This is a genomic window from Legionella shakespearei DSM 23087, assembly GCF_000373765.1.
GTDB classification, from domain to species: domain Bacteria; phylum Pseudomonadota; class Gammaproteobacteria; order Legionellales; family Legionellaceae; genus Legionella; species Legionella shakespearei.
Window position 1 is genome coordinate 155,304 of sequence record NZ_KB892382.1, and the last position, 23,224, is coordinate 178,527.

The following is a 23,224-nucleotide window of genomic DNA, read 5'->3' on the forward strand; positions in this document are numbered from 1 at the left end:
TTTAAGGAGTCACAATGAGAATTTTAATTACAGGTGCCGGAGGGGCTGCCGCAATCAGCGTCTGGAAAAGTCTGGGGCAGGAGCATGAACTGTTCATGGCGGATATGGACCCCTGCGCTGCGGGCTTGTATCTGGTTCCTGCGGAAAATCGATTAATTATACCCGGTGGTACTGATCCTCAATACCTTAACTTATTACTCAAAGCGTGTAATGAACGCAATATAGAATTACTCATCCCAACTGTGGATGCAGAATTAGCAAAAATTGCGCGGCATAAGGAAGAGTTTTCCCAAAAAGGAATTAAAGTTCCCTTAAGTCCGGTACAGGCATTGGATTTGTGCAGAGATAAATACCAATTATTAGAGTGTTGTGAACCTACCGGAATTACTCCTTATTTTAAATTGTATGATGAGCAATTGAATCATGCAGACTTTGATTTTCCCTGTTTCGCCAAACCACGTATTGGTTCGGGCTCAAATGGGGTCATGGTGATCAACAGCATTCATGAATTGGCTCAATTGCCTAAAGATGGCAGTTATCTGATCCAGGAATTGCTTACTGGCGATGAATATTCTGTTGATACTTATGTAAGCAGTGCCGGTCACTGTATCGTAGCCGTGCCGCGTTTGCGCATGAAAATTGATTCTGGAATTGCTGTTGCATCTCAGACTAAAAATAATCATGAACTGATGCAAAAGGCAGCAACCATTATTAAAACAGTAGGAATAGCGTATGTTGCCAATGTGCAATTTAAAGCGAATGCTGCCGGAGAGTTCAAATTACTGGAAATAAATCCACGTTTTCCTGGTACTTTACCGTTGACGGCGGCAGCGGGCATTGATATTCCTCAATTACTTATAAAGGATGTGCAAGGTCAGGATTTGGGCGATAAATTACTTCCTTTTAAAGAATTAATGGTCGTCCGCTATTGGACAGAGCAATTTATTGCAATCGACGAATGGAAACAGCTATGCCCTTAAATTTATGGTTAGTACGTCATGGTGAAACGGAAGTAAATCGCGGTGTCTGGAGTATAAATCCTAATGACACGGTTCTGACGTCACGAGGTAAAGAACAGGCTGAAAAAATAGCGGAGCAAGTGCGTCATAAGCCTGATTTGTTTCTTGTGTCGCCGTTAATTCGTGCGCAGCAAACAAGCCAATACTTTATAAATAAATGGCCAGACACAGCTATAATAAACGTAGCGATCCAGGAGTTTGTGTATTTATCGCCACAAAGGCTGGCTTTATTGAGCCAGGAAGAAAGGCGAGTACAAATCAATGAGTATTGGCAAAAAGCCGATCCTTTTTATTGTGATGGTGATGATACAGAATCATTTGCTGGCTTTTTACAAAGGGTAGCTGCTTTTCATGACTCATTATTAGCTATGGAAGGATATGTGGTCGCAGTCGGACATGGGCAATTTTTTAAAGCATTTCAATTGGGTCTGACTTATGGGTTTAACCCTGATAAAAAATGGATGCAGCAGTTTCGTACTCAGGAAACGACGTTTCCACTGGGTAATGGCGAAGTGATGAAATTATTTTTTGATAAAGATAAGTAGGAAGAAGAATTGAAGAAAATTTACAAAGTATTACTGATTGAGCCAGATCTTCAATTAGGCAAAACGATTATTGAATGGCTAAAAGGCAAGGCTGAGGTAGTACACATTACCGATAATCGGGCCGCCAAAAAGTATGCCATGCTTAAAGAATGGGACTTAGTAATTACTGACGTTAATTTTTCAGAAGTAAATGATCTGCATATCACCCAAATGGTAAAAAAGGCTAATCCATCCATTGCCATACTCATCATTGCAGAAAACATTAAAGTCGATTTTATCCTCACCGCCATGAAATACCATGCCGATGGTTTATTCTTTAAGCCATTGGATAAAAAAGAATTTGTTAAACGCGTTTTGCAATTGGCTGCAGAATCGAAGAATAAAAAAGCCAAAAATAATAAAGTGATTTTAGCTATAGGAGCGCATCCTGATGATGTGGAATTTGGATGCGGTGGAACGCTCGCCAGATTAAAGTCGGAAGGCTGTGATATTAATATCCTGACTCTTAGTCTTGGTGGTTTCGGTGGCGATCCTCAGATAAGAAAAAAAGAGGCACAAAAAGCAGCACAATTATTAGGTGCCAATCTTTTTCTGGGTGATTTTTATGATACAAAGATTGATAATGGCATAGAAACGATTCAATTTATTGAATCTATAATTAACAAAGTGAAACCCACTCACGTCTATACCCATTCTATTTTTGATAATCATCAGGATCACAGAAGCACTTATCAGGCAGCAGTTATTGCCGCGCGTTCTGTCCCTAATTTTTTCTGTTATCTTTCGCCTTCAAGCACGGTTGACTTCAGACCCAATATTTTTATTAATATCGATAAATTCATAGATAAAAAGCAAAATATGATTGCAGCATACACCAGCCAAAAGGATATTCGCCAGTATTTACAACCCGATATGATTAAGGCAACTGCCCGTTATTGGGGACGATTTAATAATTTCGCACTGATTGAGCCCATGGAAATTATCAAAGAAGCCTTGTAAAGGTTAATCAAACTGTAGCCTTGATTACGTTGTCGCTCTGAGTGATCCTCTCATAATTTTAATCTCGTAAAAAGATGTAAAATAAACAGGATGATCAGCGCAAGTAGCCCCTCCACCTCCGGGGGAGGGTGCCCGATAGGGTGGGTGGGGGGATCAAAAAGAGAACTTATTTAAGGTAAAAGGTCTAAAATAACAGGGTCTATTTGATAGAAACTCCTTTTTTGATCCCCCCATCCGCCCTGTCGGGCACCTTCCCCCGGAGAGGGGAAGGCGATCCTGCATAGTTCTGAATGGTACTCAATATGAGAGGATCACTCAGCGCTACACAATCCAGTTTTTAATCACAACCTTAACCATAACCCCATTGCCTTCAAGACGAATCATGCTAGGCAAGTCGATGCCTTTTACTGAGGTATACTTGGTAAAGTTAATGGTATAACCACTTTGTTTCAACTGGGTTAAATGATTGAATTGATCGTGCTGTTCTGATTGAACGCCACCAGGAGCTGGTAAACCTCTTACCCAATAATAAAGATTATTTACTGGCAGGCGAATTCCTGTTTGTTTCAAGAGTAATTCGTCAGCATTACTGGAGCTTGCAGTTTTAGGACCATCCTTGAACGTCACTACACCGCCTGATTTATTAATCGCTACAGCGCCACCGCCTAAAGGACCCATTAAACGAATTTGGTATGAACCCGCTCCCTGTTGTACCCAGTTCATGGTAGCTGACCAGCCTTTAGACTTGGTTTTTGCAGCCATAGCGCCTTTAATTTCAAAGGAAGAAATGGTTGCTGTTTCTGCCTTGCGCTTTTCCAGGGGGACTACTTTATTAACGGGTAATTCTTCCGCAGGGCGCGGTGGTGCGCAAGCGGTCAGGAGACAAAAAGAGACAACTGTTAAACGTTTCATTGCATTCATTGCTCACCTCTGGTCCATTAATATAGTTTTTCAATTAACAATACGCTAGACTTCTTTCATATGCAATCAGTGTTAGAAAATATGAAAAATAAAGCAATTTATCCCGGAACTTTTGATCCCGTAACAAATGGGCACATTGATTTAATTACGCGTGCATCCAATATTTTTCCTGAGCTAATCGTGGCTGTTGCCACTAATAAAGCCAAGCGGCCTTATCTTTCATTGGAAAGAAGAATTCATCTTTTAGAACATGTGGTCGGACATTTACCAGGAGTGAAAGTAGTTGGATTTGACAGTTTATTAGTCGATTTTGTTTTGGAGCAAAATGCAGGGATTATTTTACGGGGCTTGCGTGCCGTATCTGATTTTGACTATGAGTTTCAACTGGCAGGAATGAACCGGAAACTCTCTACGAAAGTCGAAACGTTATTCCTTACCCCATCTGAAAACCTGATGTTTATTTCATCGACTCTGGTGCGGGAGATTTCCGCTTTAAACGGCGATGTTTCTCAATTTGTTCCCGCAATAGTAGAGGAAGAACTACGTAAGAGACAAAATGAAATACAAAACTAAATTAATACATGCGGTTATTGCTTTGCTATGTTCTGGAGCTTATGCACAGGGGACTGGTGAAAGCATTCAGCCATTTCATTCTACTCCCCCCGGCTATGCGATTGCCAGCGCTCATCCCCTGGCTACTAATGCAGGATTAAAAATACTGGCAGAGGGCGGGAATGCTTTTGATGCAGCTGTAGCAGTCGCTGCTACCTTGGCGGTCGTTGCCCCTTATCATTCCGGTATCGGTGGTGGCGGTTTTTGGCTATTGCATCAGGAAAAGGAACGTAAAAATATCTTCATAGACGGCCGCGAAGTCGCTCCCAAAGCGGCAAAAAAGGATATGTATCTCGATGCGAAGGGGAATGTTATTCCCGGTTTATCGCTCAATGGAGGCTTATCTGCCGCTATTCCCGGTCAGCCTGCAGCTATGGTTTATGTCGCACAACATTATGGCAAGCTTCCTTTAAGCAAAACACTTGCCCCTGCGATTAAACTGGCGAAAGACGGGTTTCCTGTAGACAAGCAATTCCGCTATTTTTCTACCATGGATGACCGATTGGCGAGTTTGCGGCGTTTTCCAGCCACCGCAGCCATTTTTTTAAAAGATGGCCAGCCTTATGCTCTGGGTGAGTTACTGGTTCAGGCTGATTTGGCTAAAACACTGACCTTGATTGCTGAACAAGGTGAAAAAGGATTTTATTCCGGGGAAACAGCCTTACGGCTGGTGCAGGGAATAACGGCTGCAGGCGGTGTTTGGACTCTGGATGATTTGGCTCAATATAAAATTAAAGTGAGGGAGCCTTTGATCGGCGCCTATCATAATATGTTAATCGTGACCGCGCCTCCACCTTCAGCAGGTGGCATTGCCTTGTTGACCATGCTCAATGTGTTATCGAATTTTGAATTGTCTGCTTTGAACAAATTGAAATGGATGCATTATGTAGTTGAAGCAATGCGCCTGGCCTACTGGCAAAGAGATCAATTTTTAGGCGATCCGGATTTCGTTAAAATTCCGGTTGAGAAATTAATTTCTGCTGATAACGCCAAACAATTAAGCAGCTTAATTCCTGCTGATAAAGCAATTCCCAGTAAAGTGTTGCAAGGAGTACCTGCGGAACCGCAAGGGGTTACAACGACACATTTTTCAATTATTGATGGCGAGGGAAATCGGGTTGCTGCGACAATGACGGTGAATTACATTTTTGGTTCCAGTGTGGTGGCAAAGGGGACTGGTGTTTTACTCAACGATCAAATGGATGACTTTTCCACCAAAGCAGGCGTGCAAAATGTGTTTGGTCTGGTTGGTAGCGATAAAAACGCGATTGCACCCGGAAAAAGACCTTTATCCAGTATGACACCAACTTTTCTGGAGTTACCCGGACGAGTTGCTGTTCTAGGCACACCTGGGGGGAGCCGCATACCGACCATGGTTTTAATCGCATCATTAATTTTTAATGACGGTTACGGTGCCATCAGCATGGTTTCGGCTATGCGCTTCCATCACCAGTATTTACCTGATGTGATTCAATTTGAACCGGATTCTTTACCCCTGGCTCTTCAGGAAGGCTTGAAGGCAATGGGCTATCAATTAATGCCCTTAGAGCAATATTACGGTGATATGCAAGCCATTACCTGGGATAAAAAGACCAACCTGTTAACAGCAGCTTCTGATCCTCGTGGTATTGGCCTGGCTGCCAAAGTGGTGGAAAAGACTGGTGGATATGGGGTGAAATATTAGGTCAGTGTTCTTGGGGGTTTTTATTACACTTGCCGCAGTTATTACACCTGTCTCAGGGAATGCACGTCGTCCTGAGCGCGTCTTTTTGCGCGAAGGATCTCCTGAAAGCGGTATGGTGCCATTATGTGGAGATCCTTCGCGCAAAAAGACGCGCTCAGGACGACGTCGATCGGACACATCTGGACGACGTGTTCTAGGAATGTCAACAGACCCTAAACTTCCCCAACCAATTCTTTGACAGCCTGATAAGTTCGCTCTATCAATTCTTCTTTATTTTCTAAGGTATATTGAGATGCATCTATAGGCTGTCCTATATGAATTTCCGCTTTTTGATTCAAATGAATTTGAAATGTTCGGGCAGGCAAAATATCGAAAGCTCCCCTGATTCCGATAGGAATTATTGTTGCCTGAGCCTCAATAGCCGTAATAAACGCTCCTTTTTTAAACGGAGCGAGCTTGCCATCCTTTGAGCGGGTTCCTTCAGGCGCAATCCAGATGATAATGCCGCTTTCCATGAGTTCTCGTGCATAAGCTAAATCTTTAATTGCCTGATAACGATTTTTCCTGTCTACAAAAGGAAACTCTGCAGCAACCATACCTTTTCCTAGAAGAGGAACCTTTGAAAGTTCGCGCTTTGCAAGCATGCGTATGGAATGATCTGGAAAGGCCTTAAATCCTAAAGGGATATCATAAGCACTGGAATGATTGCACATAAGGATGGTGGCTTTACCCGGCTCAGGCTGAATACCATGCGGGTTAATCACTGTATAGTGCACTTTAACTTCATTTAATAATTGATCTATCCAGTGATGAATTGTTTTATCAACCCACGGCCTGGTGGGTTTACTGAAATAATATTTGCATACAGAACGCAAACTGACCATTGCTGTATAAAAAAATAAGGTAGTAACTATCCAGGCAGTTCTTAATCGGCTTATTTTCATCGTTTTGATAATTAGTATATTGATGGGTAATCATACAGCAAGCCGATTAAATTGCCTAGATGATATTTTTCCTTAATAATCCATTATTTATCAGCTAAATATTCTGCTGATTGTAGAAAAAACTCCGCGGTTTTCAGCCGGAATGTTATGGATATCAAATCCTTCGGACATAACGCGCTCATCGTTCCATCGCTCTGTTTCCCACATATTATAGTGGATGCCATTCAAATAACGAATTTCTTCTATTTCAGTCCAGACCGCATGGCGACGTTCATCATTTGCGCACTCATAATAGCGAAAGCGATAATAGGGATTTTCCGGCATTAGTTCTGCAGCCCTTTTGAAATGAGGGAGAGCTTCTTGTTTGTTGCGGGCAAAAAAGTAAATTACATCGCCTTTTAAATACAACAATCTGCCAAGAACCTGACGCATTTCCAGTGTTTTATTGTTCTCATTCAGACGAATAAAGGCACTGAGATTCTGCTGGAATAAATCGAGCTTTCTCTGAATGTGTGGAACAAATTCTGCTCTGACCGAATGATTGTCATTGAAATCAATGGGAACTCTGATTTGTTCCTTCAGACACTCAATTTTACGCAGTAATAAGTCATTGTACAGTTGCTTGTATCGGGAAGAATTATCCGAAATTGAGCAGCTATTTAATAATTGCTGCGCCTTATCCAGGGTTTCCATGTTGGCATTTTTATTGTCAGGATGCTGTATTGCATCACTGGCCAGCAGGGTAGCTGCGTATTCGATGGTAGCATTGATAACCGGCGCATCCTGAGGAGTTATCAGGGCTATTTTCCTTGCAACGACCAAGACTTCGAGTGCTGTAGCCTCTGCCAGCTGATATTCGCTTCGTTCTAACGCTGCTTTAACAGATATTTGTTTCGCATTCATTTCTTCCAAATAAGAAGATCTGAGCTGCATCAAATGACTTTTATCAAATTTAAAAGCAGGATGTGCTTCAAATATAGATTTGGCATCAGTAAATCGGCGCTCTGTAATTGCTTCTTTAAACTGATAAATAAACCATTCTTCTTTTAAAACAATTTCCTGCATGGAGTTATCTTGGGCTAATATATCCGGAACAAGCCGCAGTGCATGAGTTAACAGGGGAATCACCTTATTACCAAGGAACAATTTGGTAATAGCAAATCTGTCTTTTTCAGCTTTGGCATCAACTAAATAGGATTGTGCCAGTTTCTTTCTTAATTCTGGGTAAGCCGCTGTATACTCCACCTGCTCTGAAAAACTAAAATGTTCTTTGATGTAATGAAGTGCTTTAGTCTGTTTCTCTTCCTGAGAAGATAAGGCAGCAATCAGTTCCATAGCATTGCTTAATGCCTGCGGATTAGTTTTTCTCTGCGATAAGAAAAATCTGATGTATTGTTCTTTATAAAGAAATCTTACTTGTTGAGACCATTGGAGTGCCACTTCAAATCTGGATTGGCCAGTCAGATAGTCCGCATAGGATGCAGCAAAAGTACTGGAAGGAAAATAGTCGCTGCTTTCCGCAAGGAGCGAGCTATGATGCAGCCCTCTGATCGCTTCGGCAATTACCCTTGGTTCTTGTGGATCAAGGGAAGGTACCAGTTGATAGTAGTGATGATCAATCCATGTTTGTCCAAAAGGATAGGTGCGTTCTATTGGTATATTCGATATTGAGTCCGAGTTGCTAATGTAATAACTCATCAGCAGGTGTTGGATTGCTGCTGAATTGGCATTAGTTCTGTCGGCATTCACCAGAGATTGAAATCTGTCTGAAATGAGTGGCTGGTTTAATTGTTGGAAGGTATTTGGGCGGTATCCCTTTAAATAACCATGATAGGCAACTTTAGCCAGGGTCATTTCAACTTTGTTTGTCTGGCAATGGTTTTCAAAGCCTAACCAACCTTTAAATGCTTCAAAAATGGAGCGCAGCCAACTGACTTTAACAACCTGAATACCATCAGTATATAATTGCCCTTTAGGGTGATCCTTAATTTCATTCCAGAATTGTTGATATTCACGATTATCCATGTCGTAACAAATGAAATCAGGACGATAAACTGTTCCCCATTCCATGCATTGGTTTAGAAAATGCTTTCCAACTCTTAAACGCAGCATTATGGATACCTGCAGGGTGATTTTTTAAAAGCAGAATCTTACATGAGAAATACTTTTTGTTCAATAAATAAGTACTATGGCCTTTTGTTGGTATGCTGGTTAGCCTTGGGCTTTTTGCAAAGCCATGCTAACCGAGCGGTTGGCAATGTGGGCAAAATGCCGAATGGCGTCCGCCAATAACTACAGTATCAATGAGGGAACTGCATTGAAAACAGGGGTGTTTTTTACGTCCATAGACTTTTAGAGCAATACTGAAATATCCGGGTTTGCCTTCAAAAGAATAAAAATCTTTCAAAGTTGTGCCTCCAGCCTCTATTGCAGCCTGTAATACTTGCTTGATATGGTTTGTGAGCACATTAAGGGAGTCTGTGCTTACATTCTTTGCTGCGGTCAATGGATGTATGCCCGCTAAAAAAAGGCTCTCTGTTGCGTAAATATTCCCCACACCCACCACAACGTCATTGTTCATAATCAATGATTTGATGGGTAGATTCTTATTTTTAGCCCTTTGGCTGAGATAATTGATATTAAATTCTTCCGAAAGAGGTTCTGGCCCCAGATGGGCTAGAAGAGGATGCTGGTAAGGATTTTCATCTATATAAAAAAATAGGCCGAAACGCCTTGGATCACAGTATCTGAGTATTGAATCATTACCAAGCAGCATATCCACATGATCATGCTTTTCAGGAGGTGTTTCTTTAGGCACGATGCGCAAATGCCCTGACATACCCAAATGAATTAATATATAGCCTTGAGTAAGATGAAGTAACAGATACTTCGCTCTGCGGGTGACAGTCTTTATTTTCTTTCCAGCACACAAATCATCAAGTTCCAGGGGCACAGGTAATCTGAGTCTGGGGTTACGGATGGTTACTTGTTTTATAGTTTGACCATCCAGATGGGGTTGGATTCCTTTTTTTGTGGTTTCTACTTCAGGTAATTCAGGCATTGTTACTTCTTATCATCATGTTCAATAATTCGACCTTGTTCTTTGGTGACAGGTTTTTCTTTGGAAGGGAAAAAATATTCTTTTGCAATCGCAGCAATCCACAACACACCACCAATCAGGACTCCCCAGATGAAAATATAGAAAAACATGAACAATAAGCCAATAAAAATTGCAATTCCCACACCTATCACTATGAATGGAATTACATTCTCTATAATTTTTTGCAATTTATCGCTCATTGTGTCGTCCTGAAGTAAGTTATTCTCTAATTATCGTTTACTTAATGAAATCATGCAATGTAATGTATAAATATGTGTTATCATTATACTATATGGTATAATATTTTTTAATGGATATTTCATGTAATATTACTCATACTTATGGGTAGTATTATTTTTTTTATTTGTATAAAACTCGGAGTTATTATGGTTTTCGGTTTTTTAAACCTGTCATTTTGGGGATATGTGCTTGTCACTTTAGTCTTCTGTCAAATCACTATCGCGGCAGTAACTATTTACCTGCATCGCAACCAAACGCATAGAGCGTTGACCTTACATCCTGTGGTCAGCCATTTTTTCCGTTTCTGGCTATGGATGACTACGGGGATGGTGACCGCTGATTGGGTGGCTATTCATCGTAAGCATCATGCGACAACCGATGTGGACGGCGATCCGCACAGCCCGGTTGTTCTTGGAATTAAAAAAGTATTCTGGCAGGGCGCTGAACTCTACAGGGAAGCGCGCAAAGATAAAGACATGGTTGAGAAATACTCCCATGGTACTCCGAAAGACTGGTTAGAGCGTAAAGTATATTCTCCTCATTCAGCCAAAGGCATTTTGCTCATGTTGTTGATTGATTTGTTTTTATTTGGCGTTCTTGGCCTGACTGTCTGGGCAATTCAAATGATGTGGATTCCCGTGCATGCTGCTGGAGTCATTAACGGGATTGGCCATCATTGGGGTTACAGGAATTATGAATGTCCAGATGCAGCAACCAACATTATCCCCTGGGGGTTCTGGATTGGTGGCGAAGAACTGCATAACAATCATCATACTTTTGCTTCTTCTGCCAAATTTTCTGTGAAATGGTGGGAGTTTGATATAGGTTGGATGTACATACGTGTTCTTTCTTTCCTGGGTTTGGCCAAAGTGAAAAAATTACCACCCAAGCTGGCTATGGACGAAGGCAAACTGCAGGTAGATTTGGATACTGTAAAAGCGGTCATTTCCAACCGTTTTCAGGTAATGTCCAATTACTATAAAGCAGTGATACGTCCCATCCTGCAACATGAAAAGAACAATAGCATTGAGACTAAAGAAGATAAAAAACTGTTTCAACGTGCTGGAAGGTTGTTGCGTCGTGAAGATAAATTGTTAACCAACAAGGCTAAAACGCGCTTGCAAAGCCTGCTGGATGCGCGTGAACAGTTACGTGTTGTCTACAGCTACAAACAATCCTTACAAAACGTCTGGTTAAAGACTGCATCTTCTCAGAAAGAATTGATAGAAGCTTTGCAGCAATGGTGCCGCCAGGCGGAAGAATCCGGTCTTGAGGTTTTAAGACAATTTGCTCAGCAGTTAAAAGGTTATGTCCCTGTATCTGCCTGAGTTAGCCTGCCTTTAAAATCCCGGATTAGACACTAATCCGGGATATTCAACCAGTTATCATACCAAGACAAAATTGAATTGCTGGATCATCATTAAAGTCTAATGATTGCAAATAAAATCATTAGGAAATACTACTGCAACACTGTTATTAGAACCGTTCAAAACAACAGGGCCTGCTTTTAATACACATTCCCCAATGGGTTGATTTCTTATGCCGGATAAGCCTTCGTATTGAGGAGTGAAGTACGCCGTTGCGCTAATATTATATGGGAGGGGTGAGCAAGTCAGTTTACCTATGATTCTTGGCCTGTCGCCGCCATTCATTATGATAGATTTACTCAGTCCATTATCGTTAGTGACGTTAAAAGCCACGCTTTGATCGAGGCCAATTGGAGGACTTGCAACAGCAACTTGTACCTCGCAGGAATCGTCCTGGGCAAGTGCATAGTGAGGAACAAACAGAGACACTATGGTAAAACCTGTAACCAATAACTTATTCAACATGTTACCCTCATTTTATTTAGGTTGAGATCGGGAAAATGAGGATATCTTCAATTAATTTTTAATGCAATCAGTGGTCAGGTCAACCTGTTCCATTATTTCCTTTCCATTCCAGCTCATGATTCGTGCCCCTTGTTCTCTGAGCTGGCCTTGTGCTGTCTTCCATACCCAGGGATAACGGTAAAAAGGTATTCTTGGATACAGGTGATGAATCAAGTGATAGTTTTGACACAGTAATAAGGGGGTCATGACAAGTGACGCGCCAGGCTTAACATTGGTTGCCTTGAATTCATTCTCACTTGCTTTAACGTCATGAGGATAATGAGGGAGAAAATCAAAAGCCAAAGCCAGCCAGGTCACTGCCACTCGACCAGAAATTAACCATAAAACCAAAACCCAGTATAAATAGCCGAAAAATGCAAGCAAGGCAATCAGGCTGATGCTGAATAATGCTGTGATAATCAATTCTCTCCTTTCCTTTTCAGGGCGACCAGACCATTTCCCGGCGTACCAAAAAAGATAGTGGATATCAAGGCTTGCCCAGCGTAAGGGCAAAGTCCATTTATTACCTTTTGCGCACCATTCATCAGGATCATTAGCATTCCCTTCGTTGGTAAACCTATGGTGCTGCATGTGTACAAAACGAAATATGCGGATGCCTGCTACGGGCGATAGTATAAAAGAAGCAATCGAGCCAAGGCCTTCATTTAGCCATTGTATTTGTGACAACGAACGGTGTGAGGCATCATGTAAGACAGTGAATAAAGTAAATTGAGCGACAGCGTTTAAAATAAATCCGGCAATAACTGGAATAATTCCGTGGATGGTACTATAAATTGATCCGAAAAAAACACTCACTGCCACAACAAAGAGGAATAGGGTGGGCCAGGCTGTATGGGGTGGTTGCAGCTCTTTTTTATTGATTTGCTCCCATTGTTGCAAGGAGGTGTTCATCCCTTAATCCTCTGGAATCATTTGGTCAAGTCATGTGCAATTGTAAGTCAGAAAGCACAGAAAAGTCAATTGCAAATATGATTTGCCATTGACAAGTGAAGCATTTTAATTTGTAGTAGTGTCTCCACTAATCATTTCAAAACAAAGGAGTTGTTTATGGAAAGGATGGTAGCAATTGTAACCGGAGGAACCGGTGGGATTGGAACGGCTATATGCCAACGTCTGTCTGAAGATTTTCAAGTGGTCGCCTGTTATTTCAAGGATGGTAAACATGATGAGGCAAAACAGTGGCAGGAAGAACAAAAAAAACTGGGATACGATATTGATATCGTTTATGGAGATGTTGCCCAGTATAATGATTGTGAAAAATTAACTGCTCTGGTTCTTGAACGTTATGGACGTATTGATGTTTTGGTAAACAATGCAGGGATTACTCAGGATTCAAGCCTGAAGAAAATGTCTCCACAACAATGGCAACAGGTACTCGATGCCAATTTGACCAGCGTATTTAATATGACGCGCAATGTAATCCCGGCAATGTTGGAAAAGGGATATGGACGTGTGGTGAGCATTTCCTCAATTAATGGCCGCAAAGGTCAATTTGGACAATGCAACTATGCAGCAACAAAAGCAGCTTTATTTGGTTTTACCAAAAGTCTTGCTTTGGAAGTAGCAAGTAAAGGCATAACTGTGAATACTGTTTCACCAGGTTATATAGAATCACCAATGCTTGCGGCTGTAAAAGAAGAAGTTTTAAATGAAATTATTGCCAATATTCCAGTGGGTCGTTTGGGATACCCTGGAGAAGTAGCTGATGTGGTTGCTTTTCTATGCTCTCCAGACAGTGCCTTTATCACTGGTGCGAATCTGGATGTGAACGGTGGCCAATATATGTAAAAACCTGAGCTCAGCAAAAACAATCTGTTTTTGTATGAGGGTTCAGGTTAACCGATTGGGCGTATAAACATAAGGAGCAGAGAGCTTCATGTCGAATAATAAGGTTGTATTAATTACTGGTGGAACAGGTGATATAGGGACTGCAGTTGCGAAAGAACTGGATGCAATATACAGTCATGTCATCGCTCTTGATTTGATTTCTGATGAGAAAGGCAATGCCTGGAAAAAGGAATTAAACGAAGAGGGCTATAAGAACATAACATTCAGACATATGGATGTAACTGACTTTGATCAGTGTAAGGAAGTTATAGGATTGATTATTAAGGAGTTAGGTCGTGTAGATACCTTAATCAATAACGCCGGGATTACACGTGATGCAGTCTTTACCAAAATGACCAAACAGCAATGGGATGAAGTATTGCGCGTCAATCTGGATGGCATGTTTAATGTAACCCGCCAGGTAGTAGAGGGCATGAAAGCACAGGAATCAGGAAGAATCGTCAATGTTTCTTCTGTTAACGCCCAAAAAGGCCAATTTTCCCAGGCTAATTATGCTGCCTCAAAAGCCGGTGTTTATGGCTTTACCAAAAGTCTGGCTCAGGAATTAATGAGTAAGAATATTACAGTAAACAGCATTTCTCCGGGTTATGTGAACACGCGATTAATGCAAGGCATCAGGCCTGATATATTAGACAGTATTATCTCCCTGATTCCGGCAAAAAGGTTAGCTGAGCCAGAGGAAATTGCCTGGGCAATTGAATATTTAATCAGTGACAAAGCTCGTTATATTACTGGTGCCAATTTGAGTATCAACGGCGGCTTACATATGTATTAATTGATGAGCAATGAACAGAGAGAATGATGACCCGATTGATAAAGAAATATAAGAACCGCAGACTTTATGATACTGAAACAAGCCAATATATAACTATTGAGCAGTTACAGCGTTATGTTGTTGATGGTATTGCGTTTCGCATAGAAGATTCTGAAACGGGGAAAGATCTCACCAATACGGTTCTATTGCAAATTATAGTAGAAATGGAGGCAGGACCTACTCAATTCCTGTCGCCAGAAATTTTGCGCCAGATTATTTCTCTGGCGAATCACCCCATGCATGTATCGCTGAAATCCATGATGGAACAAATGTTCCATGTTATGGATAAGCCATTGCAAAATAATCCGTATCAAAAAGCAACAGAAACATGGAATGAACAAATGCAACAAATGATGCAGCAATGGCAGAATTTGTTTAAAGGATAGCATTGTGGATTCAGGGAGACGTTGATCCGAAATAGCACAATGCGTAGCCCGGTCTGCTTGCTGCCGGGACAACGTAAATCCGGCGAATAAGCGAGCCTGTAATAATCCTCCCATCTGATTGTGCAGTGCAAAAATATTTTTATGAAATCCATTGACAGGTACTGTACTTAGGGTCTATTATTAAATTGTGCAATGCAACATAACGGAGATAATCATGAATCAACCAAATTTTGAAAAATGGAGCGAAATGGCTAAAAAAATACAAGAGCCTTTCCAAGCCATTGCTGAATTAAATGTTAAAACCTTACAAGGTCTGAGCTATTTGAAGCCCGAAGAATTGGCTCATGTTAAAAAGCCAGAAGAAATGCTGGAAAAGCAAATTAATCTTGCTGTTGAAAATGGCCATAAAGCTTTGGATTATTTACAAAAATCGTTTCAGATTCTTGAAAAATCAATGTTAAGCCTGGTTCAGGAAGCTAAGAAAACAGCTGATGAAGTAAAGAAATAAATTTGTTTTCCTGCCAAGGTTAATCATCACAGTTTAAAGGCTTATTTCGATTGAAATGAGCCTTTTTTGTTTTCTACTTTTTTCGTCCAGTAGATAATTATGGGGGTAATAATAACGGTGGGGCTTAACCAGAGCATTAATGGTGGGCCATAATGTACATTGGTTACCAGAAAAGCAGTATAAACCGCTATAGTACCGCCTAACATTGCTCCCAGATGTTTGGAAATTCGTGTGGCTCTGGGTATTGTTCCTTTGTAATAAAGCAGCGCATCATTGAGGCTGAAAATTGCTCCTAACACGCCAAAAACCAGCAAAATCAGCGAATCATCATTTGAAAGATTAAAGTGCCATAATCCCATACTTATCATGATGAATGAAGCCAGGATCATAGCCAGGCATACTATCCAGTCTGATACCGGAATAAGCGATTCATGACGTCTGGCATAGCGCCAGCCAGTGTAGGCGAGATAATAGCTAAACAGTGCGATTAGCAACAGAAAGGTGTTTGTTTTAATAAGAGCCATGGGAATTGCGGTGATAAAAATCCCTGTCATCCCATAAAAAAAATATCGGCCATAACGCCTGTGCTTATTGCCTCCTTTCCGGGTTGCTATGGCGGCTATGGAAAATACCATACATGAGCTGCCGCAAAGGACATGAATCACTAATAAGATATTAAATATCATTTGGATTAGTTCCTCATTTCATTGGTCAAATTTCATTATCATCTTAATTTTCCGAACTGACAAGAAATTGCTATTAGAACCGGGGGTTTTAGCCCTCGATACACGTCGTCCTGAGCGCGTCTTTTTGCGCGAAGGATCTCCTGAAATCGGCATGGTGCCACAGTATTTGGAGATCCTTCGCGCAAAAAGACGCGCTCAGGACGACGTGAATCCGCTCTCACTAAGCATCCATTCCCGGCCGCAAGCAGACCGGGCTACGAACAGAATCCAACATTGATAGAGAAAATAATAACAAATAGAGTATAATGTGCTCCTTTTATGTCTATCAAGTTTTGAGCGAGATGAATATGAGCCTGGAAAATGCACATTTAGAGCTGGGTAAAAAATCCGAGTATAAAGCAATTTATAACGCTGAAAAATTGTTTCCTATTCCTCGTGCTGAAAAGCGTATTGAAATAGGAATCGATCCGCAGAGTCCGCCTTTTTATGGCTTTGATGCATGGAATCATTACGAAGTCTCATGGCTTGATGCTAAAGGAAAGCCTGTAGTTGCGACAGCCGAAATTATCTATGACTGCCACACTCCGAACATTATTGAATCCAAATCGTTAAAACTTTATTTTAATACCTTTAACAATACTCAGTTTGCTTCTGTTGCTGATGTTGAGAATACTGTTATTAAAGATTTATCTCACAATGTTGAAGGAGAAGTGACTGTAGCAATTCAGCAATTAAGAAAGGGGGCCGTGCTTCCTCTAGATACTTCATTCAAAGGTGAATGTATCGATGATCTTGATGTTACTTGCTCTATGTACTCCGTTGATCCTTCTCTTTTAACTACTGAAGATGAAGTGGTAGAAGAGGTGTTATCTTCTGATTTATTAAAATCCAATTGCCTGGTGACTTATCAACCTGACTGGGGAAGCGTGCAAATTGAATATAAGGGACCAAAAATCAATAGAGAAGGTCTTTTGAAATATATAGTGTCTTTCCGCAATCATAACGAATTTCATGAGCAATGCATTGAGCGAATTTTTGTTGATATTATGGCTCAGTGTAAACCACAGGAATTGACTGTTTATGGACGTTATACCCGTCGAGGTGGATTGGACATTAATCCGTACCGTTCGACAAAGAAGCCTTCGCTGGCAGTGAAAAATCTTAGACTTTTGCGGCAATAGTTACCTCTTTTAAGTTAAGGAATAAGCGATTGATTTAAATACATAAAAAAACTGTAGCCTTGATTACGCTATCGCTCTGAATGATCCTCTCATATTGAGTACCACTCAGAACTATGCAGAATCGCCTTCCCCTCTCCGGGGGAAGGTGCCCGACAGGGCGGATGGGGGGATCAAAAAAGGAGTTTCTATCAAATAGACCTTTTTACCTTAAATAAGTTTTCTTTTTGATCCCCCCACCCACCCTGTCGGGCACCCTCCCCCNGAGGTGGAGGGGCTACTTGCGAAGATCATCCTGTTTATTTACATCTTTTTACGAGATTAAAATTATGAGAGGATCACTCAGCGCTATCGCTGCATCAAGGCTACGCCTGGCACCATGCCGCTTTCAGGAGACGTGGATCTGAGGATGATGTCTTTTAGCCCCGTCTAACTATTTTCCAAGTGCCAGTTTGCTTTGATTCTTCTCGCATGCTGCAATCAAATCATCCAGATTTTTGATGCGGTCTGCATTCAAATGCTTTTCCAGAGACTGATGAGAGTTACGAATGAATTCATTTACCATTTTTCCAAGACTTCCCTGATTCAAGGCACCTCTGTCGTATTTGGTAACCTCAGCGTCTTCTCCCTGGAGCTTTTTCAACAGATGGGATACAGCATTTTGCTTTTCTGTTTTTGTATATTGAGGAAACCAGGATAAATGATAAATTTCTTCCTTTTTTGCACGTTCTTTAGAGTAATTCTCGAGCAAATGAATCAGCTTATCCATGGGATTTTGCTGATTAAATGCATCTATTAATTGTCCTACTGTAGTTACCGGTTGTTCACGGTTAAAGTAAACTTGAATTTCATCTTTGTTATCATCAATGTAGTTTTGAATTAACTGATGTAAACGACCATTATTTAATACAGCCCTGTCATACCCATTAATGATTTGTTTCGGGTTAAGAATTGAGCCAATGAAATGCTTAACCGCTTTTCTTTTATCTGTTTTAGTGTATTGGAAAAGCGGGATCCAGAATCGGGTATGTTCTTCTTTCTTTCTCAGAGCTGAATAAGCTGTTACAACTTCGATTAACCCCTGGAAAGGTGATGATGGTTTTTTGTGTTTTGCTTCAGCCTGTCGAAGGTGCAGTTCGGCTTGTTGTTGTTCTGTCTGTAGTCGTTGCAGTTCAGCCTGTCGCTGTTGTTCCAACTGTTGCCGTTGCAGTTCAGCTTGTCGCTGTTGCTCGGCCAAACGACTTTGCTGATCAGCAGATTTGTCAAAAGCATCAAGTGCTGTAAAAGCCTCATCCAAAAAGTCTCTTTCATCAAAATAGCCCGGAACTAACTGATTATTCTCCATCAGTTTTTTGATGTCGCGTAATTCGTTACGGTTTTGTTCATTGTTCATCAGCCCTGACAGATTGTTCCTTTGTTCAAAAAGTTTTTCTATTCTGGGTTGAAGTTCCTCCATCACTTTGGTCGCTTTGACTATTTCATTATATAAATCAAAGCGATAGACAACATCTTTCAAACCGATTTTTCTCTCTTCCATTAATCCCTGAATCAGCATGATGGTATTTTGCAAAGCGTCTTGTTTATCAGTCAAAACCACACTCAAAGCCAGGTTATTCTCTGCTATCAATAAATCATTGAGCTGATGACGCGGGTCTGACTCAAGTTGGCCTCTGGCATGTTGTTCAAGAGCCAGGAGAATCTCATTATCATGCGCTTTTAATTGCCCGAGCAATTGGGGATTTAACTCATCCTTCTGCCTGCCTTTTAACAAACCAGCGACTGCAGCCCAATTTTCCACCTCAACTGCTTTGGCAATCACATCTTCCAACTTGAAATGATGTAACAACATATTAATCAGAAGCGGTTTTTCGCTATTGGCTGCAAAGAGGGCAATGCTTTCCTCATTTAATTCAGGCCTGGTTTCAAGTTGCAGCAGCAGTGCGTTCAGCCTTTCCTCATCTCCATCAACTATAGCCCTTTTAATCAGACGATTTTTCTGCAAAGGGGATAGACCAGGATCTTCAATCAAATCATTGATTGATTTAAACAAGGCAGCAAAAGGGCGGTAACGGTTTGCCAGGACAAATTCATACAAACGGTTCAGCGCTTTTTCATAGACTGTATTATAAATGGAATGGGCATCTTGAGCGGAGTTATTTGCTGTCACTTCAAACAGTTGATCCAATTGCGCATACAAACTCTTTTTATCACTGAATTTGAGAGGGGACTTGAGCAGCTCATTCACAATAGCCGGAGCATGCATGGTACACGCTTGCTGGAACAGGTCTTTTTTATCCAGGCGAGCAAAGTGAGGGTTGTTTTGCAGGTTGCTAAAAAGACGAACATCATCCGTTGCTATGGCATGGTTTAAAAATTCAGTAAAAAAGTCATCTGTTTGTGCTTGTTCTTTATCCAGACTTACTTGTTGGTAAAGGTACAAGGCCGCTTCCGGGCTGCATTTATTAAGAATCGAGTGCAGTCTTTCAGGATAAAATGATTGAAAATGGGTAAGTATTTCCGGTCTGGCAAATGCGCTATGCAATAAAGTGGTGTCATGCTGCTGTATCGCCAGAGAAAAAAGCATGTCTGTCAGAGGATAAGTATGGATTTCAGCACCATGTTTTAATAATAAAACCGCTCCCTGTGTGTCTGCACCAGTAAGTGCTTCATAAAGCGGAGAACCATTTACTTTATAGGCAGCATTAATATGGTCGCTTAGTTGCACAATGAGTTCTTCATAATGCGCTTTTACTGCTTCTTTTAATAAATGCATGTACACATGTTCGGGCAACATTCTGGCTTCGCGTAACAGGGTCGCCAGTAAATCATAATGCTTTTCCTTTGCCAGTTTCAGATACACACCCTTATTGGTGGATAGATAAGGATATTGTTCCAGTAAAAACTGAATTGTTTTGGTGTTTTTTGTTTGGCTGGCGCGAACGAACAGGTCGTATAATTCGTCAAATGACAGGTTAACCTGAGTCTTTAAACTCTCTGCAAAATCAAAATAATGGTTTTCTATGGCATAAATTAAAATATTGCATAAAGGCTGGATCATGCGTTTTGCTGTGTAACGGAATTCTTTGTCTGCCGAGTCATCTTCACCACGAACCCGGTTGAATAAAGCACTTTCGTATTCACTGACTTCAGCACGGATAAACTGATACATTATGTCGGAGCTCAAGGACTGGGACAGCCTGATTGCATGAATGTAGTACTGGGGATCGCCAGCATAGATCAATGCATGTAGCGTCTTTAATACCGCTTCAGGTTCCTTTGTTACTATATACTCATAGAGATTTTTATTGTTTAATATTATTGCAGTCCACAACAGTTTATCCGGGGTCAGAATATCTTTACCTAGAGGTTTTCCGTTTTGACGCGAATAAGCGTTCCAGGCAGCACTAATGAATTCGAATTGACCAATACGGATGAGATCATCTATAAGCGACTTATTCGCTTTATTAAAAAACTGGGGATAATCTATTGCCGTAGACAAAAAGGCTTCCAGTTTATTATGATCATTGTTTTTCAGTGCATTTTTTACGCCATCTACCAAAACGGAAGTCGTTAATTTAAAGCCTTTTTGGGTTAAGAAGCGAGCCATTTCCTTATTGCCGCACTCACAGGCAAACAGCAGTGCTTCAGTACCTGCTTCCCGGCTGACAGAATCAGTCCAGTTTGCTTTGATTAAATCATTACGTTGGTAACTGATTAAAACCTGTAGTGGGCTGATCCCTTCATCTTGAGCCAATAGTTCTATAGGATGTTCAAAGGTATTACTTTTCATGCGTGCAACGAAATCATGCCAATGCGAGGCGGGATTGCTTTTAAGACTTAATTCAAAAAATTCTTTACGGTTCCGTTTTAACGTTGCAGCGAAGAGGGAGGGCGCTACACTAAAACCGGAGTTAATTAATTGTTCAAAATTTAAAAGGGATATTGTTTTGATGAGTTCATTACTGAATAAAGAATCTTTGCTTGTTGTTTGTCGCTCACTCACTTGCCGCCAGAAGGTCAAGGCCCGGTTTTTGTCGTGCTTTATAGCGGTGCGGAGTCCTGCCAGTACAACTGCTTCGGAAAGGGTACCTGCCTCCTGGACAAAGGCAGACAATGAGCCTACATCGCCACTTTTAGTCAAGTGTTCAATGATAGAAATCATTTCAGTTGGCTTCATGGAGTGTAAAGAGATGCCATATTGTTTATAAAGCTTTAACACCTCTAAAATACATTCCGGATTTTTTGACTCTGCAGCCCAGGATAAGCTCACGTCGCTTTGCAAGGTCTTCTTAAATTCCTGTTTTTGCTCTGCTGAAACGACATGGTTGTTTTGATAATCAGCTATCATGAGACGAAACAGGGAGACATTGCCCGCATACAGTGCCTGATGATACAGATTTCTTTTTTTGGCCAAATCGGATTCTTTTGAGTAACAAGCGAACACAATGTCGTTATTGGCTTCCATAAACATGAGTGAACGACAGTCCTTCAGTGCGTTTTTTTGTTGATGGTGTTGAATGGTTTCCCTGTCATTAATTGATGTTGCAAAAAACAGGCTGTCAAAGGTATTGCCTTTTTGTTGGATCCCAATTTGACGTTGAAAATCAGCAGCAGAGTTTAAATAGCTCTGGTGGAGGCGATTTTTGTCAGGATACACAGCGGGACGTTTTTCATCAGGATGAGCATACACAATAATTCCCAGGCCTGTATCACCTGTGTCCGGGTAACCGAATTGCGCTTCCATTTCCCTTATTGCTTCTTGTGCTGTTTTAAAGCGGCGCGTATTCGTTGCATCTGCATTCGGCGCATCATCACTGTCTTCATCATAGTTGGGATCATAAATTTCATATTGGTTGTCGACAAAGGCTATGGCGATGGCATGATTGTGAGAGCGGACGTAACAGGCGCGACCTTCATTTTTTATTTGCTCCAGTATTTTTGACCAATTGTTTTCATTGGTTACCAGACCTAAACTGAATTCTTTTCTAATCGGTTTCTTATTAATAAAAACCGAATTCTCCATATCTCCCTGATAATACTGTCCCTTGCTGTAAATAAACCGATTAAATTCAATTTCAATTTCGTAAATAAATTTATCCAGGAAGCTGTCCTGTCCTATCTGATAATTCTGAGGTAAATGAGCCAATTTTTTGGATAAACGGAAAAATTCCTGTTTTCTGCCTTCCAGGCTATAGCGAATAAATAAACTGGCAAGCCCACCACATACGCCTCCTTCGTTTAAAGTAACCGGGGTATCATTCTTACTTAAAACAATGTTTACGGAATCAATGATTTTGGTTTGAACGGGCATTAGAACCTCGGGGAAGAAAAGGAGATTGTTTGTGGTTAAATTATAGCATGGTGGGTTTAAAAAGAACATTTTGCCGTGTGTTGACGGTAGGATATCCGAGCTGAGATCAGGTAAAAAAGCATGTTTTGCTGGATGAAAACCTTGATTACGCTATCGCTGCATCAAGGCTACTCCTATTTTAAATAAACCCTCTTAACTTAACGTGATTTTCGGATAAGAAACTCACGTGGAATTAAGACGATGATGTAGCTGATGTGTTTAGATCGGCATCTGAATGGCCTGCTCTTGCCAATGAAATTTTGGCCAATCCTCCTCCTGAATTTCATTTACTTACCGCATTTCTAAATTGTAAAATATATGTAAATTATTTGTTCTTTATGGTTTGATTTTGCCACTATTTAAGTAGTGTTGAAACTAAGAGATTATTCATGCAACCGTCCCTGATTGAACTGATATCATCCAGTGGAACTGCCTATCAACTCAAATTAAATCTTGACCCCAATTGGTCCCATTACTGGGAAAAAGAGGATAAATAGG

Annotated in this window: 20 protein-coding genes; 11 read left to right on the top strand and 9 right to left on the bottom strand. The window is 40.9% G+C overall.

The features are described from left to right. Positions 1–14 precede the first annotated feature (14 nt). Genes B094_RS0101830 through B094_RS0101840 form a run of 3 tightly spaced genes read left to right on the top strand, consistent with a single transcriptional unit; the run spans position 15 to position 2,563 of the window. On the top strand, positions 15–980 hold the full coding sequence (locus B094_RS0101830) for an ATP-grasp domain-containing protein (protein ID WP_018576083.1): 966 nt from the start codon (positions 15–17) through the stop codon (positions 978–980). Further along, a complete protein-coding gene (locus tag B094_RS0101835) occupies positions 971–1,564 on the top strand; it encodes a histidine phosphatase family protein (protein WP_018576084.1) in 594 nt (197 codons plus the stop codon). The genes B094_RS0101830 and B094_RS0101835 overlap by 10 nt, the downstream gene beginning before the upstream one ends. A 9-nt stretch (positions 1,565–1,573) precedes the next feature. Then, complete coding sequence (locus B094_RS0101840; RefSeq protein WP_018576085.1) at positions 1,574–2,563, top strand: PIG-L deacetylase family protein; 990 nt, start codon at positions 1,574–1,576, stop codon at positions 2,561–2,563. A 321-nt stretch (positions 2,564–2,884) separates the two neighbouring features. On the opposite strand, the gene lolB is transcribed toward B094_RS0101840, so the two are convergent. After that, on the bottom strand, positions 2,885–3,484 hold the full coding sequence (gene lolB, locus B094_RS0101845) for a lipoprotein insertase outer membrane protein LolB (RefSeq protein ID WP_018576086.1): 600 nt from the start codon (positions 3,482–3,484) through the stop codon (positions 2,885–2,887). Positions 3,485–3,544: 60 nt separating this feature from the next. Here lolB and coaD point away from each other — a divergent pair, with 60 nt between their 5' ends. After that, complete coding sequence (coaD, locus tag B094_RS0101850) at positions 3,545–4,057, top strand: pantetheine-phosphate adenylyltransferase (protein ID WP_018576087.1); 513 nt, start codon at positions 3,545–3,547, stop codon at positions 4,055–4,057. Continuing rightward, positions 4,041–5,780 carry a gamma-glutamyltransferase gene (gene ggt / locus B094_RS0101855; RefSeq protein ID WP_018576088.1) on the top strand — a complete coding sequence of 580 codons (1,740 nt, stop codon included), beginning with the start codon at positions 4,041–4,043 and terminating at the stop codon, positions 5,778–5,780. Before coaD ends, ggt begins: the two co-directional genes overlap by 17 nt. A 212-nt stretch (positions 5,781–5,992) precedes the next feature. On the opposite strand, the gene B094_RS0101860 is transcribed toward ggt, so the two are convergent. From B094_RS0101860 to B094_RS0101875, 4 genes are all read right to left on the bottom strand, one after another. Further along, entirely contained in the window at positions 5,993–6,724 is a 732-nt protein-coding gene (locus B094_RS0101860) for a lysophospholipid acyltransferase family protein (protein WP_018576089.1), read from the bottom strand. A 90-nt stretch (positions 6,725–6,814) separates the two neighbouring features. Then, positions 6,815–8,836 carry a hypothetical protein gene (locus B094_RS0101865; RefSeq protein WP_018576090.1) on the bottom strand — a complete coding sequence of 674 codons (2,022 nt, stop codon included), beginning with the start codon at positions 8,834–8,836 and terminating at the stop codon, positions 6,815–6,817. Between the two features lie 127 nt (positions 8,837–8,963). Then, positions 8,964–9,785 (bottom strand): bifunctional DNA-formamidopyrimidine glycosylase/DNA-(apurinic or apyrimidinic site) lyase, encoded by an 822-nt coding sequence (gene mutM / locus B094_RS0101870; protein ID WP_018576091.1) that lies wholly within the window; start codon positions 9,783–9,785, stop codon positions 8,964–8,966. A 2-nt stretch (positions 9,786–9,787) separates the two neighbouring features. Continuing rightward, complete coding sequence (locus B094_RS0101875; RefSeq protein WP_018576092.1) at positions 9,788–10,024, bottom strand: hypothetical protein; 237 nt, start codon at positions 10,022–10,024, stop codon at positions 9,788–9,790. A 186-nt stretch (positions 10,025–10,210) separates the two neighbouring features. On the opposite strand from B094_RS0101875, the gene B094_RS0101880 reads away from it, so the two are divergent. Continuing rightward, positions 10,211–11,392, top strand: a complete 1,182-nt coding sequence (locus tag B094_RS0101880; RefSeq protein WP_018576093.1) for a DesA family fatty acid desaturase — start codon at positions 10,211–10,213, stop codon at positions 11,390–11,392. 99 nt (positions 11,393–11,491) lie between these two features. On the opposite strand, the gene B094_RS0101885 is transcribed toward B094_RS0101880, so the two are convergent. Both B094_RS0101885 and B094_RS15510 read right to left on the bottom strand, forming a co-directional pair. Further along, complete coding sequence (locus tag B094_RS0101885) at positions 11,492–11,896, bottom strand: hypothetical protein (protein ID WP_018576094.1); 405 nt, start codon at positions 11,894–11,896, stop codon at positions 11,492–11,494. Between the two features lie 51 nt (positions 11,897–11,947). Then, complete coding sequence (locus tag B094_RS15510; protein ID WP_018576095.1) at positions 11,948–12,847, bottom strand: fatty acid desaturase; 900 nt, start codon at positions 12,845–12,847, stop codon at positions 11,948–11,950. A 156-nt stretch (positions 12,848–13,003) separates the two neighbouring features. On the opposite strand from B094_RS15510, the gene phbB (B094_RS0101895) reads away from it, so the two are divergent. The 4 genes from phbB (B094_RS0101895) to B094_RS0101910 all read left to right on the top strand — a co-directional run bounded on the left by phbB (B094_RS0101895) (position 13,004) and on the right by B094_RS0101910 (position 15,512). Beyond that, entirely contained in the window at positions 13,004–13,744 is a 741-nt protein-coding gene (gene phbB / locus B094_RS0101895) for an acetoacetyl-CoA reductase (RefSeq protein WP_018576096.1), read from the top strand. A gap of 88 nt (positions 13,745–13,832) precedes the next feature. Further along, positions 13,833–14,579, top strand: coding sequence for an acetoacetyl-CoA reductase (gene phbB, locus B094_RS0101900; RefSeq protein ID WP_018576097.1), 747 nt, complete (start codon positions 13,833–13,835; stop codon positions 14,577–14,579). Between the two features lie 26 nt (positions 14,580–14,605). Then, the gene (locus B094_RS0101905) at positions 14,606–15,004 is read left to right on the top strand and encodes a polyhydroxyalkanoate synthesis regulator DNA-binding domain-containing protein (RefSeq protein ID WP_026253837.1); all 399 of its coding nucleotides are present in this window, start codon (positions 14,606–14,608) and stop codon (positions 15,002–15,004) included. Positions 15,005–15,218: 214 nt separating this feature from the next. Continuing rightward, positions 15,219–15,512, top strand: coding sequence for a phasin family protein (locus B094_RS0101910; RefSeq protein ID WP_018576099.1), 294 nt, complete (start codon positions 15,219–15,221; stop codon positions 15,510–15,512). Between the two features lie 41 nt (positions 15,513–15,553). Here the strand turns inward: B094_RS0101910 and B094_RS0101915 are convergent, their stop codons facing one another. Further along, a complete protein-coding gene (locus B094_RS0101915; protein WP_018576100.1) occupies positions 15,554–16,198 on the bottom strand; it encodes a DUF2306 domain-containing protein in 645 nt (214 codons plus the stop codon). 341 nt (positions 16,199–16,539) lie between these two features. Here B094_RS0101915 and queF point away from each other — a divergent pair, with 341 nt between their 5' ends. Further along, positions 16,540–17,379, top strand: a complete 840-nt coding sequence (queF, locus tag B094_RS0101920) for an NADPH-dependent 7-cyano-7-deazaguanine reductase QueF (RefSeq protein WP_026253839.1) — start codon at positions 16,540–16,542, stop codon at positions 17,377–17,379. Positions 17,380–17,809: 430 nt separating this feature from the next. Here the strand turns inward: queF and B094_RS0101925 are convergent, their stop codons facing one another. Then, complete coding sequence (locus tag B094_RS0101925) at positions 17,810–22,687, bottom strand: AAA family ATPase (protein ID WP_018576102.1); 4,878 nt, start codon at positions 22,685–22,687, stop codon at positions 17,810–17,812. Positions 22,688–23,224: the final 537 nt, after the last annotated feature.

What these genes read in the sequence shown, in the direction of transcription:
- B094_RS0101830 (WP_018576083.1), top strand. Translation starts at nt 15, where the DNA reads ATGAGAATTTTAATTACAGGTGCCGGAGGGGCTGCCGCAATCAGCGTC.
- B094_RS0101835 (WP_018576084.1), top strand. Translation starts at nt 971, where the DNA reads ATGCCCTTAAATTTATGGTTAGTACGTCATGGTGAAACGGAAGTAAAT.
- lolB (WP_018576086.1), bottom strand. Translation starts at nt 3,484, where the DNA reads ATGAATGCAATGAAACGTTTAACAGTTGTCTCTTTTTGTCTCCTGACC.
- coaD (WP_018576087.1), top strand. Translation starts at nt 3,545, where the DNA reads ATGCAATCAGTGTTAGAAAATATGAAAAATAAAGCAATTTATCCCGGA.
- ggt (WP_018576088.1), top strand. Translation starts at nt 4,041, where the DNA reads ATGAAATACAAAACTAAATTAATACATGCGGTTATTGCTTTGCTATGT.
- B094_RS0101860 (WP_018576089.1), bottom strand. Translation starts at nt 6,724, where the DNA reads ATGAAAATAAGCCGATTAAGAACTGCCTGGATAGTTACTACCTTATTT.
- B094_RS0101865 (WP_018576090.1), bottom strand. Translation starts at nt 8,836, where the DNA reads ATGCTGCGTTTAAGAGTTGGAAAGCATTTTCTAAACCAATGCATGGAA.
- mutM (WP_018576091.1), bottom strand. Translation starts at nt 9,785, where the DNA reads ATGCCTGAATTACCTGAAGTAGAAACCACAAAAAAAGGAATCCAACCC.
- B094_RS0101875 (WP_018576092.1), bottom strand. Translation starts at nt 10,024, where the DNA reads ATGAGCGATAAATTGCAAAAAATTATAGAGAATGTAATTCCATTCATA.
- B094_RS0101880 (WP_018576093.1), top strand. Translation starts at nt 10,211, where the DNA reads ATGGTTTTCGGTTTTTTAAACCTGTCATTTTGGGGATATGTGCTTGTC.
- B094_RS0101885 (WP_018576094.1), bottom strand. Translation starts at nt 11,896, where the DNA reads ATGTTGAATAAGTTATTGGTTACAGGTTTTACCATAGTGTCTCTGTTT.
- B094_RS15510 (WP_018576095.1), bottom strand. Translation starts at nt 12,847, where the DNA reads ATGAACACCTCCTTGCAACAATGGGAGCAAATCAATAAAAAAGAGCTG.
- phbB (WP_018576096.1), top strand. Translation starts at nt 13,004, where the DNA reads ATGGAAAGGATGGTAGCAATTGTAACCGGAGGAACCGGTGGGATTGGA.
- phbB (WP_018576097.1), top strand. Translation starts at nt 13,833, where the DNA reads ATGTCGAATAATAAGGTTGTATTAATTACTGGTGGAACAGGTGATATA.
- B094_RS0101905 (WP_026253837.1), top strand. Translation starts at nt 14,606, where the DNA reads ATGACCCGATTGATAAAGAAATATAAGAACCGCAGACTTTATGATACT.
- B094_RS0101910 (WP_018576099.1), top strand. Translation starts at nt 15,219, where the DNA reads ATGAATCAACCAAATTTTGAAAAATGGAGCGAAATGGCTAAAAAAATA.
- B094_RS0101915 (WP_018576100.1), bottom strand. Translation starts at nt 16,198, where the DNA reads ATGATATTTAATATCTTATTAGTGATTCATGTCCTTTGCGGCAGCTCA.
- queF (WP_026253839.1), top strand. Translation starts at nt 16,540, where the DNA reads ATGAATATGAGCCTGGAAAATGCACATTTAGAGCTGGGTAAAAAATCC.
- B094_RS0101925 (WP_018576102.1), bottom strand. Translation starts at nt 22,687, where the DNA reads ATGCCCGTTCAAACCAAAATCATTGATTCCGTAAACATTGTTTTAAGT.